Annotated in this window: 15 protein-coding genes; 2 read left to right on the forward strand and 13 right to left on the reverse strand. The window is 59.5% G+C overall.

The genetic code is table 11. The features are described from left to right. Position 1: 1 nt before the first annotated feature. Both R2A130_RS06070 and R2A130_RS06075 read right to left on the reverse strand, forming a co-directional pair. Positions 2-571, reverse strand: a complete 570-nt coding sequence (locus R2A130_RS06070; protein ID WP_009464079.1) for a YdcF family protein — start codon at positions 569-571, stop codon at positions 2-4. Then, complete coding sequence (locus tag R2A130_RS06075; RefSeq protein ID WP_009464080.1) at positions 562-795, reverse strand: hypothetical protein; 234 nt, start codon at positions 793-795, stop codon at positions 562-564. The genes R2A130_RS06070 and R2A130_RS06075 overlap by 10 nt, the downstream gene beginning before the upstream one ends. A 92-nt stretch (positions 796-887) precedes the next feature. Between R2A130_RS06075 and R2A130_RS06080 the strand changes: the two genes are divergently transcribed. Beyond that, positions 888-1,724 (forward strand): hypothetical protein, encoded by an 837-nt coding sequence (locus R2A130_RS06080; RefSeq protein ID WP_009464081.1) that lies wholly within the window; start codon positions 888-890, stop codon positions 1,722-1,724. 19 nt (positions 1,725-1,743) lie between these two features. Here the strand turns inward: R2A130_RS06080 and R2A130_RS06085 are convergent, their stop codons facing one another. The 11 genes from R2A130_RS06085 to R2A130_RS06135 all read right to left on the reverse strand — a co-directional run bounded on the left by R2A130_RS06085 (position 1,744) and on the right by R2A130_RS06135 (position 12,547). Then, a complete protein-coding gene (locus R2A130_RS06085) occupies positions 1,744-2,430 on the reverse strand; it encodes a haloacid dehalogenase type II (RefSeq protein WP_009464082.1) in 687 nt (228 codons plus the stop codon). Continuing rightward, the gene (gene moeB, locus R2A130_RS06090) at positions 2,427-3,188 is read right to left on the reverse strand and encodes a molybdopterin-synthase adenylyltransferase MoeB (protein ID WP_009464083.1); all 762 of its coding nucleotides are present in this window, start codon (positions 3,186-3,188) and stop codon (positions 2,427-2,429) included. Before moeB ends, R2A130_RS06085 begins: the two co-directional genes overlap by 4 nt. Then, positions 3,185-4,360: a DNA replication/repair protein RecF gene (gene recF / locus R2A130_RS06095; RefSeq protein WP_009464084.1), complete on the reverse strand. Its 1,176-nt coding sequence runs from the start codon at positions 4,358-4,360 to the stop codon at positions 3,185-3,187. Before recF ends, moeB begins: the two co-directional genes overlap by 4 nt. Beyond that, entirely contained in the window at positions 4,353-5,468 is a 1,116-nt protein-coding gene (gene dnaN / locus R2A130_RS06100) for a DNA polymerase III subunit beta (protein ID WP_009464085.1), read from the reverse strand. Before dnaN ends, recF begins: the two co-directional genes overlap by 8 nt. A gap of 124 nt (positions 5,469-5,592) precedes the next feature. Beyond that, positions 5,593-7,146, reverse strand: coding sequence for a chromosomal replication initiator protein DnaA (gene dnaA, locus R2A130_RS06105; RefSeq protein WP_050786077.1), 1,554 nt, complete (start codon positions 7,144-7,146; stop codon positions 5,593-5,595). A gap of 535 nt (positions 7,147-7,681) precedes the next feature. After that, positions 7,682-8,122 (reverse strand): rhodanese-like domain-containing protein, encoded by a 441-nt coding sequence (locus R2A130_RS06110; protein WP_009464087.1) that lies wholly within the window; start codon positions 8,120-8,122, stop codon positions 7,682-7,684. A gap of 809 nt (positions 8,123-8,931) precedes the next feature. Beyond that, positions 8,932-9,198 carry a 30S ribosomal protein S20 gene (rpsT, locus tag R2A130_RS06115; RefSeq protein ID WP_009464089.1) on the reverse strand — a complete coding sequence of 89 codons (267 nt, stop codon included), beginning with the start codon at positions 9,196-9,198 and terminating at the stop codon, positions 8,932-8,934. Between the two features lie 222 nt (positions 9,199-9,420). Continuing rightward, complete coding sequence (locus R2A130_RS06120) at positions 9,421-10,194, reverse strand: enoyl-CoA hydratase (protein WP_009464090.1); 774 nt, start codon at positions 10,192-10,194, stop codon at positions 9,421-9,423. 82 nt (positions 10,195-10,276) lie between these two features. Continuing rightward, a complete protein-coding gene (gene mutM, locus R2A130_RS06125) occupies positions 10,277-11,170 on the reverse strand; it encodes a bifunctional DNA-formamidopyrimidine glycosylase/DNA-(apurinic or apyrimidinic site) lyase (protein WP_009464092.1) in 894 nt (297 codons plus the stop codon). After that, complete coding sequence (locus tag R2A130_RS06130; RefSeq protein WP_009464093.1) at positions 11,171-11,797, reverse strand: LysE family translocator; 627 nt, start codon at positions 11,795-11,797, stop codon at positions 11,171-11,173. A gap of 3 nt (positions 11,798-11,800) precedes the next feature. After that, entirely contained in the window at positions 11,801-12,547 is a 747-nt protein-coding gene (locus tag R2A130_RS06135) for an SDR family NAD(P)-dependent oxidoreductase (protein WP_009464094.1), read from the reverse strand. Positions 12,548-12,655: 108 nt separating this feature from the next. Here R2A130_RS06135 and glpK point away from each other — a divergent pair, with 108 nt between their 5' ends. Beyond that, positions 12,656-14,200 carry a glycerol kinase GlpK gene (glpK, locus tag R2A130_RS06140; RefSeq protein WP_050786072.1) on the forward strand — a complete coding sequence of 515 codons (1,545 nt, stop codon included), beginning with the start codon at positions 12,656-12,658 and terminating at the stop codon, positions 14,198-14,200. The last annotated feature ends 57 nt before the right edge of the window (positions 14,201-14,257 follow it).

Below are 14,257 nucleotides of genomic sequence, written 5' to 3' on the forward strand. Positions count from 1 at the left end.
ATCAATTCTCCAGTCGTGGCTTTTGCGTCTCGGATAGCGACCCGATTGCATCACCTGCGTTGAACCCAAGCGCTTTCATGCGACGGGAAAGCGAGAGGCGATAGTAAGGAATCGCAACAATTTCACGAAGCCAGTATCGTGCAGTGCGATACCAAGGGGTCGTTGGACCCGCAACGGCGGCACTTCCGGTTGCAATGAAACCGAGGTAGCGAAAACACATTTTCGCACGGGGAAGATGGTAGGCATCGCTGACCACAAGAACCGAATTCACTCTCTTCTCGCGCAAAAGTGCAGCGCTGAAAGCTACGTTCTCAAAAGTGTTTGTTGAACGGCCCTCAAGCAGGAGCGCGGCTTGCGGAACGCCCTCGCCCATACAAATTTCCGCCATGGCCTTCGCTTCCGTGGGCGGGTGTCGGCCAAGCCCGCCAGACAGCACGAGGATGGGTGCCAAGCCCTGCTGGTGAAGCGCGATGGCGTGGCGAGTGCGGCGTTCCAATGCGGGGCTCGCCCGTCCATCTTTCCAGACGGCAGCACCCAGAACCACGATGGCATAAGCAGATTTTAGCTCCACCGCCAAAGCCCAATGAGCGCGGAGGCGGCATAGAAGAATTGCAGAGCAAGAAACGCCCAACGCTTGTCCAGCCAGCCCCAACCGGCAAAAAGCAATGCGGAGACCAAGAGCAGCGAAAAGCCTAGAATTTCATTGCCGGTATTGGATGCGATCAACAACGCGTAAGCCATGGCAAGCACGGAACCCGTGGTTTCAAAAAATGTGATCAGGCGGGAGCGTTGCATGGCAGTAAGGCCTCCGGTTGAATGTGGCCTTCATGTTTCAATCCGCACGCAGATGGTCAACCATCTTGCGCGTGGTTCCAGCGAGGTGGCCCGTGACCGAATTTGCAAAACGCCTTCAATCGAAGCTGCCTGCAGGGATGACGCTGCCGGAGGAGTTCATCCGCACTTTTGATTGGATGGAAGAACAGGGCCATGCGGGGCTCATAACCGGCACCAGCGGCGACAAGGCGGAAGATCATATTCTGGCCCTGTACCCGTTCGACCAGATTGATGATCCCGGCGCGAGCCACGCGTTCTTCCGCTATAATGAATTGCCGTTCTCATTCGGCTGGAGCGAAGCTGTGGCGGAAGCTGACCGGCGGGTTTTCGAGTTTGTGACCACGGGCGGCGACGGTTCCCGCGCCGCACTTTGGTTGGATGATGAAGGCCACCAGCGGATCGTTCATATCGGCTCGGGGTCAGGTTCCGTATGGGCAGGCATCATCAGCGACGATCCGCTCGTGCTGCTGCAACTGCTGGCCATCGGCTATAACGAGCCGTGCTCCGACGAGCTGCACGAAAAGAGCGCTTCTGAAGCCACCTATGAATATCTCGGCGTCGCGGATGCAAAAGAGTTGAACGAGCTGCGCGCGGAAAGCGACGAGCCGGACTTCGATTATCCGTTGAGCAAACCACCGTTAGCATTCCGCAAGTTTCTGGAAAGCGAGTTCGGCGTAACGGTGCCGGAAAGAGCCAGCGACATCATTTCGCAACCGGTGCCCAAATGGGGTGAGACCAGCAAAGACCCGTTTCTCGACTGGGTAGAACGGGTCAATCCCGAGACAACCTCAACTGAAGAAGACGAAGCCAAACAGCGCAGAATAGACGCGGCAAACACAGTAACGCTGCGAGGATTTATCGAACGTATCCGAATGATGTTCGGGCGCTGACGACCGCGCGTATTGTCGGCTAACGAGAAGCCAGCTCGCCTATGGTGCTGACGACACGGTGCCAGTCGGAGTTTGGTTCGAGGTCGATTGTCTGGTCTTCGCCGTGTTCTGTTGGGCGGGCGATGAACGCGGTTTGCAGGCCTGCTTCGCGGGCAGCCACTAGGTCGCTGTTGTGAGCGGCGACCATCATCACGTCGGCAGGGTCCAACCGCAGCGCCGCACAACTGGCGTGATAGACTTCGAGTTTCGGCTTGAAGCTGCGGGCGATATCCGCTCCCAAAATGCAATCGAAGGGCAGGCCCGCATAGCGCGCCAAGCGGCTCATCAGCGCTATGGAACCGTTGGAGCAGGTGCCGAGAATTCCATGCTCGTGGAGATGCTCCAGCCCCGTTGGAGCGTCCTGCCAAGCAGGCAGCCGTTCCCAACCGGCGTTGAGATGGGTCTTGGTTTCGTCGTCCAAGCCAGTGATGCCGAAATGGTCCAACGTCGCTTCGAGGTTCTCGCGGTGCAGAATGTCGATGGGTGTGTAGGGCCGTGCGCCGGATCGGACCGGCTCCATGACCTGCTGGTAGAGGCCCCGCCAATGATCGGCGAATTTGTGATGATCGACATCGAGACCGGCCTCGCGGGCAGCGTCCGCGATACCGCTGCGCCAATCCACCAGCGTGCCGAAGACGTCGAAGATATAGGCCTTGGGTGCGGTCATTTTGGAGCTCCGGTGTTGATGCCAGTTGCAATAGTCGTGAAGCGCAGGGACAGGGCGTCGACCATAAGCAAGCGGCCTGTTAGCCCCTCACCGAAGCCGCAGATTTCCTTCACCGTTTCCAGCGCCTGCAACGTGCCGAGCAAGCCGGTGACCGCGCCCAAAATACCGGCTTCCGCACAGGACGGCACGGTGCCTGCGGGCGGCGCGGTGGGGAAAAGATCACGGTAGGACGGTGCGCCGTCCTGCCACGGTTTCAGCGTGGTGATGGTGCCGTCGAAGCGGTTCGCGGCGGCAGTGATGAGCGGAATTTGCGCCGCCTCGCAGGCATCGGCCAGCGCGTAACGCGTGTCGAAATTGTCGGTGGCGTCCAAAGCAATCGTATGGCCCTCGACGACCTGCGCGATGTTGGTCGCGTCCAAACGGCGGCAGATGGGATCGACCTCGACATAGGGGTTCAGCCGCATCGCGGCATCGAAGGCACGTTCGACTTTCGGTGCGCCGACATCTTCCGTGCCATAAAGCACCTGCCGCTGAAGGTTGGAAAGCGACACAGCATCATCGTCCACCACTGTGAGATGGCCGATCCCGGCGGCGGCGAGATATTGGATCGCCGGTGCACCGAGGCCGCCTGCCCCCACCACCAATACGCGGGCGCGTTTCAGCGCCTGTTGGCCGGGGCCGCCGATTTCCGGCAGCACGAGGTGACGGGCGTAGCGTTCGGTTTCATCTGGAGAGAGGGGTGGTGAAAGCGCGGTCATGACGAGACTTCTACCGTGCCTTCGTGGACGGTGAAATACTGGGCGCGATCTCCCAGCGCCTCGAACAGCGGCGCGTCGGTGCCGGTCATCCACGCCTGACACCCGATGGTGTCGATGAGGTCGAACAAGGCAGCACGGCGTTGGGCGTCCAAGTGTGCGGCGCATTCGTCCAGCAACAGCACCGGGGGGATGCCGGTGAGTTTGGCGACCAGTTTCGCATGGGCTAACACAAGGCCGGTGAGCAGTGCCTTTTGTTCGCCGGTGGAGCAGAGGGCAGCAGCCATATTCTTGGGCGCATGGATGACGGCAAGGTTGGAGCGATGCGGTCCTTCCAGCGTGCGGCCTGCGGCGCGGTCGCGGTAGCGGTTTGCCGACAGGCGATCGCGAAAGCTGTCCTCGACATCGGCAGCGGAACCTTCTCCACGGGCGATTTCCTCTTCCAGCGCACCTTCCAGCAACAGCCGCGCGGTGGGAAATGGCGACGCATTTTCAGGGGCGGCATGGTCGCTCAGCAGGCCCACCAACTCGCTTCGGGCGAAGGCGATGGCGGTGCCTTGTTCGGCCAGTTGCGCTTCGATCCCGCCCAGCCATGAATCGTCGATGCGGTTTTCATCCAGCAGTTTGTTACGCGAGCGCATCGCCCGTTCGTAATCGTTGACGCGACGGCCATGGCCGGGATCGATGGCCAACACCATACGGTCGAGAAAACGGCGACGGTCGGAGGCCGCGCCGGTGAACAACCCGTCCATCGCCGGCACCAACCAGACGACGCGCAGCCGCTCCAGCAGATCTTCCGATGTGCGTTTGGGCGCGCCGTTGATGGAGATGCGGCGTTGGCCGTCCACGCCGTTTGGCCCGCGCTGGAGGCCGGTGCCGATGGTGAGTTCGCCCGCCGGTGTTTCCAGTTCGGCATGGACCGCCCAAGTGCCGCTGCGGGGGCTGTCGCTCCCATCCGCCTTTGCCACTTGATCGTAGGACGTGCGGCGCAGACCGCGACCCGGCGACAGGAAGGAAATCGCTTCCAGCAGATTGGTTTTACCCGAGCCGTTTTCGCCGGTGAGCACCACGTGGCGATGGTCACACAGCAGACGCAGCGTATCGTAGTTGCGGAAATGATCGAGCTTCAGCGTCGTGATCGCGACGCCTTTTTCGGCAGCGAGAAAGCTAGACACGCATCGGCATCAGCACATAGAGCGCGCCGTCTTGGCCCTTTTCGCGGATGAGCGTGGGCGAACCCGCATCGGCCAGCATGAAGGTGGTTTCTTCCGCTGACAGCTGGTTGGTGATGTCGAGGAGGTAGCGGGAGTTGAAGCCGATATCCATGTCGTCATCGGAGTAACCGACCGCCAGTTCTTCTTCCGCCGACCCGCTGTCCGGGTTGTTGACGGAGAGGGTGAGCTGGCCGTCCGAGATGGACAGTTTTACCGCGCGACCACGGTCAGACGCGATGGTGGACACACGGTCAACGGCGGATGAAAAGGTTGCGCGGTCGAGCAGCAATTCCTTGGTGTTACCCGATGGAATAACGCGGTTATAATCCGGAAAAGTGCCGTCGATCAGTTTCGATGTGAGGACAACCTCGCCTACGGTGAAGCGGATTTTGCTGTCGGACAGTTCCACTGTGACGAATGCGTCGGGGTCTTCCAGCAGCTTTTGAATTTCGCCCACGGTTTTGCGCGGCACGATGATGCCCGGCATGCCCGATGCACCGTCCGGCGCTTCGGTCTGGGCCTGCGCCAAACGGTGGCCGTCGGTGGCGACAGCGCGGAGCATTTCCTTACCGTCGGCTTCTACCGCATGAAGGTAGATGCCGTTCAGGTAATAGCGTGTCTCTTCGGTGGAGATGGCAAATTGCGTGCGGTCGATGAGCGCTTTGAAATCAGCGCAGCCCATGCGGAACGTGTGGGTAAATTCGGCAGCCGTGAGATCAGGAAAATCGCTTTCCGGCAACATCTGCAGACGGAACTGCGAGCGACCGGCACGGACCAGAAGACCGTTGCTTTCATCCACCGCCAACAAGACCTGCGAACCGTCCGGCAATTTGCGAACGATGTCATAAAGCGTGTGGGCGGAAACGGTGGTCGCGCCGGATTGTTCGACTTCGGCAGTGGTTTTTTCTGTCACTTCGAGGTCGAGATCGGTGGCCTTCAGCATCAGCCCGCCGTCTTCTGCCTTCAGCAGCACGTTCGACAAAATCGGAATCGTGTTGCGGCGCTCCACCACGCGTTGAACGTGGTTGAGGCTCTTCAACAGATTGGCGCGTTCCAGGGTCAGCCGCATCGTCTTGGTCCGTCTTTAGTAAGGTTGGCGTTGCTGCGCGGAATCACGCAACTGCATTGCATAAACTGGACGAGCCGCACTTGAGCTTCAAGTGCGGCCACTCTTTTTCCAGATGAGTCGTAGTTTACGCGCTTTCAGCAATCAGGCGCTTGAGCAGTTCGATTTCGTGGGCCAGCTGCGTTTCTTCTTTCAGCAAACCTTCGATCTTGCGGACCGCGTGCAGCACCGTGGTGTGATCGCGGCCACCGAAACGGCGACCGATTTCCGGCAGCGAGCGCGGGGTCAGCATCTTGGACAGATACATGGCGATCTGGCGCGGGCGCACGATGATGCGGGTGCGGCGGTTGGACAGAAGATCGTTCTTCGACACGTTGTAGTGGCGCGATACGACTTTCTGAATGTCCTCCACCCGCACCCTGCGCTGCTCGCCGGACTGGACGAGATGGGAGAGCATCTTTTCGATCTGCTCGATCTCGACCGGCTTGTCGGAAAATTTGTGCTGGATGAGCAACTGGTTGAACGCGCCTTCCAGATCACGACCGGACGACGCGACACGTGTGGCCACGTAGTCGAGAATGTCGGACGGGATTGCCAGATTGGGGTCCTCACGGCGGGCTTCGCGGTAACGCAGCTCCAACATGGCTTTGCGCATTTCGATGTCGGGCGAACCGACCTCTAGCGCGACACCACCCTGCAGGCGAGAACGGACGCGGGCGTCGAGCGATTCCAGTTGTGCAGGTGGGCGGTCAGCAGCCACAACGACCTGTTTTGCGCTGTCGATAAGCGCGTTCAGCAGATGGCAGAATTCCTGCTGGATACTTTTGCCCTGCAAAAACTGCATGTCGTCGATGAGCAGTAGGTCGATGTCGCGCAGGCTTTCCTTGAAGGAGAGCGCGGACTGGTCGCGGATGGCGGATGCAAAGCGCCACATGAAATATTCAGCCGTTAAATAGAGAATTTTGATGCCGGAATTGCGGGCCGATGCGCCCCAGGCGATGGCCTGCAACAGGTGCGTTTTACCAAGGCCCACATTGGCGTGAAGGAAGAGCGGGTTGAAGCGAGCCGCCGTGCCGTCAGCTTCGGCCACGGAACGGGCAGCCGCACATGCCACGCGGTTGGACGCGCCTTCCACGAAGGTGGCGAAGGTGAAGGACGGGTCGAGGGGCGAGCCTGCAAAACCGACACCGGCTTCTGCCGCCTGACGACCGGCAGCGCCTGCGCCGAAGGCCGGCACGTCTTCACCGGGCAGCGTGGCAAAATTCCGCTGCGTGCTGGCACCGGGCATCGTGCCCATGCCGCCATTGGAAACCATGGGTGCGCCCGTAGCATCCGACGCGGATGGCGCGGAACCGTTGACCAGTTGATCGACGGCCTCGCCGCTTTCTGCGTTGGCGGAGCGCACCGCACTACGGACGACGATATCGACCTTGAGGATACCCTCGCTCTGTTCCTGCCACAGCGTCAGCAAGATGCCTGCGTAATGGGTGCGTATCCATGATTTCAAAAACGTCGTCGGCACCGAGATCGTCAGCTGGCTTTTGGAAATCGTCTCCAGGCGGCAGCGGTCGAACCACGACGCGAAACTTTCCGGCCCGAGTTTGGCCATGAGTTGGGCCTGCACGCGGCTCCATTTCTGCACATCGCGGGCACCCACGGTGGGGCCGACAGCGATGGTCATGGAGGTGGACGCTTTCGGCGCACGGCGTGAAAGCGGCTTTGCTGTGGCGCGGGCCTTCACAGGTACATTCGATGCCGTTTTGGCAACGATGGCAGGGCTTGGCACCTTTGAGGCGGTGGTTGCAGAGGCGGGTGAATTGGAAACGGTCGTCATAAGATAGATGCTCGTTTTGTTAGTGCCGTCCGGTGCGCATTCAGCGAAATCGCTGCGCGGATCGGACTGGCCGCAATAGTTCAAATGTGAAGACGGACGTTGACGACCATCAGACTTTATGTCTGGTCAGGCCTAGGTCCGGACCGTTGTCAGCTTTCGTATCGGGATGTTCGGGAAAATGGTTTGCGGAAAATGTCCGGTGATTGGAGGTGGATGTTCATAGTGGTGAAAGTCTCCCGCTGTGCTGTCAGAATTTGCGCCTGCCGTAGGCGCTGAATGACTGATCTTGTTTTCGTTTGTCCCGCCAACTGGCGGAGTGTGGTGATCTGAAGAGCGGCTCCCTCAAGCCTTCAGACCGAAATTATGTTGCTATCCTCGTCACTCATCCTTGCCTCCAAGGCAGGCCGTCGAACTTCCAGCCGTTGACCTGGCCGCGATGGCCCTGTCCGTCCGGATCACCTTCGAAACCTGCGGTGACATTGAATGTGTTGGTGTAACCGCGCGCGGCCATTGCATGTGCTGCTGCCAGACTGCGAACGCCGGAGCGACACAGAAAATGGAGCGGCGCGTCTTTGCCATGGTCGTTTTTCTGCAGGTGGGCGTCCAGCGCGTCTGCAAAGCCCGTATCCACCTGCATGGTGGGGAACTGCTGCCATTGGTGGCTGATGAGCGGCTGCATGGAGCGTTCTAGCGCGGGCTGGCCGACATAGGCCCATTCGGCGGTGGTGCGAACGTCGATCAGAATCGCGCCGCCCTTCAAAGCATCCCAGCTTTCGCTTGGGCTGGCTTCACCAACCTGAATGTTGCCGTCTGACGAACTCATTGCCCGCATACTCCTTACACACCACCACAGGACAAGGCTTCGCCGGTGAGCCTGAAAACGCTTCAAGCACCCGTTGCTTTGCCAGCAATGTTCAAAACCGCATCCACCAAGATTGAATGCGAATGGCGGAACGCATCACCGCCCACCTAAAACCCAAATTCATTTTTTCGACAACGAGACGGCCTTTTGACCGAACCGTCATCTTAGTGTCGCGAAGCTGTTTTATTGGACCGCCCCGCTACTGGAGATCAAACTAGCCAAGCGTTTTGCGGCCATCAAGTCGTTGTGGCGGCCGACATGGGTTGAGCAAGGCCGGATGCATTTTTATTGCCAGCGTTGCAGCGCGATCCCGTCCGGCTAAAACGCTTTAGAATCCGCACGAGTCGTCCTGTGGCACACGTGACAAGATGTTCGGAATCTGGTGACGAAGTTTTTTTCTGGTCGGAAGGCACTTGACTCACCTTCGACCACCCTGCGGCGGTTTGACTCACACATACCCCGCATCGACCTTCCATAAGACATTGAATTTATTATGTTTACCACGAAAAGTTTCGGTGGCGTCACGGACTCTGGCGACTCACGTCCGACTTGGTGCGAATCTGTAAGGATTGCCTGACAGGCATATTCCAAAGAGGCGTGTAATCGGTCATTTTGGGCCAAATCCGGCACCAGAACGCAAAAACCCGCCACGGAAACCGGGCGGGTTTTTGAAACATTCCAAATTGGTCAGCCACTCTTGGCTTTCACCAAACTCGACCGCAGCAATTCCGCCGTCGAGCGCAGGCAACCATCACTGAAGGCAGACTGGTTTAAGCGCCGAGCGCCTTAACACGAGCCGACAGGCGGGAAACTTTCCGCGATGCGGTGTTCTTGTGAATGATGCCCTTGGATGCGGACTTCATGATCACGGGCTGAACAGCTTTGAACTGCTCTGCAGCCGCGGTCTGATCGCCAGCAGCAATCGCCTCTTCCATGAGACGCAGCTGACCGCGCATGAAGGTGCGGCGGGATTTGTTGACGGCGGTTTTACGCGCGATCTTGCGGGTGGCCTTTTTGGCCGAAGAGGTGTTGGCCATGAAAGCCCTTCCTTCGAAAATGTCTGCCTGGCACCCGAATGGTGCCCAGCGGAAACTGGTGTCTGCGGTACAAACGCTAAGCTGAAGTTTCCGCCGTGTCGGTGCGATGCAAAAGCTGCAGCCGTCCAAACGGAAAGGGCGCTGCGGAAGCCGCAACGCTGTTGCCGCACGATTTAGGGTGAGAAGGGCAACCTGTCAACGAAGAACTGGGGTTCAGTCGGCTTACTTGTCCCTAAATTGCGCGCTGCGCTTTTCAACGAAGGCTGCCATGCCCTCTTTCTGGTCTTTGGTGGCGAAAAGCGAGTGGAAAAGCCGCCGTTCGAAGCGCACACCTTCCGTGAGCGTGGTCTCGTAGGCGCGGTTAACGCTTTCCTTGGTCATCATCACCGATGGCCTTGAGAACGATGCGATTTTTTCAGCCGCTTTTTGAGCTTCTTCCATGAGATCGTTGGTGGGCACGACGCGGGAAACCAAGCCGCAGCTTTCAGCTTCTGCCGCATCCATCTGGCGGCCCGTCAGGCACATATCCATGCTCTTCGACTTGCCCACGAAGCGCGTGAGGCGCTGCGAGCCGCCCATGCCGGGCATGACGCCGATGGTGATTTCCGGCTGACCGAATTTCGCGTTTTCAGCCGCTATTATAAAGTCGCACATCATGGCGAGTTCGCAGCCGCCGCCCAACGCGTAACCGGACACGGCAGCGATAATCGGTTTGCGGGCGCGGGACAGCTCGTCCCAGCGGGAAAAATGGTCGCCAAGATAGGTGTCCATATAGTCCAGTTCGGCCATCTCTTTAATGTCGGCCCCGGCGGCGAACGCCTTTTCGGAGCCGGTTAGAATCATGCAACCGATCTTTTTGTCAGCATCGTAGGTCGCCACGGCCTCCAGCACCTCTTCCATGACCTTGGAGTTCAGCGCGTTCAGCGCCTTGGGACGGTTCAGCGTGATGATGCCGACCTTGCCGCTGGTTTCGGTCTTGATGGTCTCGTAGCCCATGGAGGTCGTCCTGATGTCGTTTGCCGCTTTGGTCCGAACACTGCATCAAGTTACCGCTTTTGAAAACCGACTTCGGCGAAACCTATCGCTGGCAGCGCGGGCAATAGAATGTGCTGCGGCCTGACTGGACGATACGAGTGATTGTGCCGGAACATTCTACCCGCTGGCAGTCCTGCCCTTCCTGATCGTAGGCAGCAAATGTGTGCTGGAAATAGCCCAGCGTGCCGTCGGTGGCCGCGTGGTCGCGCAACGTCGAGCCACCGGCTTTTATCGCGTCGGCGATGACGTTGCGGATGTGAACCACGAGTTCTTCCAGCCTCGGGGTGGGACGACCGGATTTCTGAACCAACGTGCGCGCTTTACGACGCGGCGACAGGCGCGCGCGCCACAGCGCCTCACAGACATATATATTGCCAAGGCCGGCGATGATCTTCTGGTCGAGCAATGCGGCTTTCATGGGCACGTTCTTGTCTGCAAGCTTGCCGGCGACATAGTCAGCATCCAGCGCATTGCCCACCGGTTCCACACCGAGACTGGCAAAAGATGGATGAACGTCCAACTCGCTGCGGGGCGTCGACAGCATGAAGCCGAAGCGGCGCGGGTCGTTATAGACGACACGGGCCTTTTCGCCCGTTGCGGTGGTGAGGTGGAACGTGACGTGGTCGTGCTTCTCGTCACGGCTTTTCTCGTGATGGAAATTGCCGGGCTGGGCTTCCGCTGAGCCCTCCAGCGTGCGGAACGAGCCGGACATGCCCAGATGCATGATGACCACCGTGCCGTCATCTAGATCCATCAGCAGATATTTCGCCCGCCGCGACAGGGCTTCGATGCGCCGGTTCTGACTGGCGTTGGCGAAATCATCGGGAAAAGGAAAGCGTAGATCGGGGCGACGCAGTTCCAGCCGGTCGATCACCGCGCCTTCCATGACGGGGGCAAGACCACCGCGAACGGTTTCGACTTCGGGGAGTTCAGGCATTTAGGCGAGTTTGGCGGTGAGAATACGCAGGCCCACCGCGCCGAAAGCCAGCGCGAAAACCCCGTCCATCCAACGCTTCGCACGCAGATAAAAATTCGCCACCGGACGGCTGGAAAAGATGACCGCATATAGATGAAACATGACGGCGCTTTGTATCGCGATTGCCGCGATGACAATGGCCAGTGCGGAAAGCGGCGCATCCGGCGGCACACCGATGGCAAAGAGCGAACCGAAGAACAGCACCGCCTTGGGGTTGGTCAGGTGCAGCGCCAGCCCACGGGCATAGGCACCGCGCACGGTCTTCACATCCAACCCCGCCAACTTCGCCGTACTGGGCGAGATCGCAGAGCGCGCAGACTTGTAAGCCAGATAAAGAAGATAGGCCGCGCCGCCATAGCGCACGATTTCAAACAGCCAGACATTGGCCTGCATGATCGCGCCCAGACCAAGCGCTGCCGCTGTGGACCACATGAGCGAACCCGTGGTGATGCCCGACGCCAGCGCCAGCCCCATCTTCCGACCGGACGCCATGGACGTTCCCGCAATACCCAGCGTCGCCGGACCCGGGCTCATTACCGCAACAAGCGCTGCCAGCATGATGAGCGGAAGGTTGATGCCGTCGATCATGGCTTAAACGTGCTGCCCGCCGTTCACGTGGATTTCCGCACCGTTTACGTAGCTGGCCTTATCGGAGCACAGGTAGAAGATGGTGTCGGCCACCTCCATCGTGTTGCCGAGACGGCCAAGCGGAATGTCTTCAATCATGTCTTCCGTGCCGGGCGACAGGATCGACGTTTCGATTTCACCGGGGGCAACGCCATTGACGCGGATGCCGTGGGGGCCGAAATCCGCTGCCATTTCCCGCGTCAGCGAGGCGAGCGCTGCTTTCGATGTGGCGTAGGCGGAACCGGCAAACGGATGCACGCGGCCTCCGGCAATCGACGTGATGTTGACGATGGAACCCTGCGCTTCTTTCAACTCGTCGAGCAGGGCGCGGGCCAACAGAATTGGCGCAAAGAAATTGACCTGAAAGACCTGTCGCCAAACCTGCATGGGCGTGTCGATGGAGTTGGGCCGCTTGCCCCCGTTCAGCTTGGGCGAAATGCCTGCATTGTTGACCAGCGCGTGCAGCTTGCCGCCCTCTTCTTCCAACCGGTCACGAATGTCGGCAACAGCCATGCCGAGCGAATCGGCGTCAGCAAGATCGACCTGAACGTGGTTGGCTGCACCTTCCGGCCACGGGCAATTGTCATCGAAAGGCTGGCGAGAGAGCGTCAGCACCCGCCACCCTTCGGCGGAGAATTTCCGCACAGCAGCGTGGCCGATGCCACGGCTTGCGCCGGTGAGAACCAGTGTCTTGCGTCCGTCTTCAGCCATGATGATTGTCCTGCGGCGCACAAGCCATAAGTGGAGTGATAAAGTCTTATATAGAGCAAGCCAGCAGCATTGCCCACCACTGTCTAGGCGAAGCGAAACGTTTTGCCTATGGTTTGCGCCACTTCGACCAACACGACACGGGATAGACATTTGGCCAGCCAGAACATTCTTGCCATCGACCAAGGCACCACATCGTCCCGCGCCATTATCTTCGGAGGCGGCCAAAAGATCATTGCCGTCGCCCAGCGCGAATTCACGCAGCATTTTCCAGCCGATGGTTGGGTGGAACACGATGCGGAAGAAATCTGGGACAGTGTCGTAACAGTCTGCCGCGAAGTGCTGGAAAAAGCTTCGATGCAGGCCACCGACATCGCAGCCATCGGCATCACCAACCAGCGCGAAACGACGCTGGTGTGGGATCGCAAAACCGGCAAACCCATCCACAACGCCATCGTGTGGCAAGACCGGCGCACGGCAGCCTTCTGCGGTGAGTTGAAGGAACAAGGGTTGGAAGCGGAATTCACCGAGCGTTCAGGCCTGCTGATCGACCCATATTTTTCCGGCACAAAGCTGCGCTGGTTGCTGGAGAACGTCGATGGTGCGCGTGAAAAAGCCAAAGCTGGCGATCTGGTGTTCGGCACGATGGACAGTTTCCTCATATGGCGGCTGACCAAAGGCAAACGCCACGTCACCGACGCCACGAACGCTGCCCGCACATTGATGTACAATATCGGCGAGAACCGTTGGGACGATTGGCTGCTCGACAAGCTGGATGTTCCCGTCGGCATGTTGCCGGAAGTTCTCGATTGCGCCGCTGATTTCGGCACAGCGGACGCCGAGTGGCTGGGTGCCGAACTGCCCATCCTAGGTGTGGCTGGCGACCAGCAGGCGGCCACCATCGGCAATGCCTGTTTCGAGCCGGGCATGTTCAAATCCACCTATGGCACCGGCTGCTTCGCGCTGCTGAACACCGGCGCTGATAAGGTGGCGTCGAAAAACCGGATGCTCACCACCATCGCCTACCGCTTGAATGGCGAGACGACTTACGCGCTAGAGGGTTCTATCTTCATGGCGGGCGCCACCGTGCAATGGCTGCGGGACGGGCTGAAGGTCATCGACGAAGCTTCCAAAACAGGAGCCATGGCGGAGGCCGCCGATGAGAACCACCACGTCATCATGGTGCCCGCCTTCACCGGCCTTGGCGCGCCTTGGTGGGATGCGGAAGCGCGGGGCGCGATCTACGGCATGACACGGGCCACCGGCCCCAACGAGATCGCCCGCGCGGCGCTGGAAGCCGTCTGCTACCAGACCTGCGATTTGCTTTCCGCGATGCACGACGACTGGGGCAATTCCTCAGACGACACCGTGTTGCGGGTCGATGGCGGCATGGTGGCCTCCGATTGGACGATGCAATATCTCGCCGACATTCTGGACGCCCCCGTGGACCGCCCCACCGTGCTGGAAACCACCGCGCTGGGTGCCGCATGGCTTGCCGGTTCGCGGGCAGGTGTGTGGGGCGACCACGATGCATTCGCCAAAACGTGGAACCGCGAGCGCCGGTTCACACCGCAAATAGAAGACACCACCCGCCAATCGCGCCTCGCCGCTTGGGGCGATGCCGTGCAGCGTACCTTGTCTAAACCTACACGCTAACGGGAAATTGTAGGGAGCGCGATTGCGCGGCACGCACCGCTTGGCCTACACGCGAAT

Source organism: Ahrensia sp. R2A130, from assembly GCF_000179775.1.
In the GTDB taxonomy this organism is placed as follows: domain Bacteria; phylum Pseudomonadota; class Alphaproteobacteria; order Rhizobiales; family Rhizobiaceae; genus Pseudahrensia.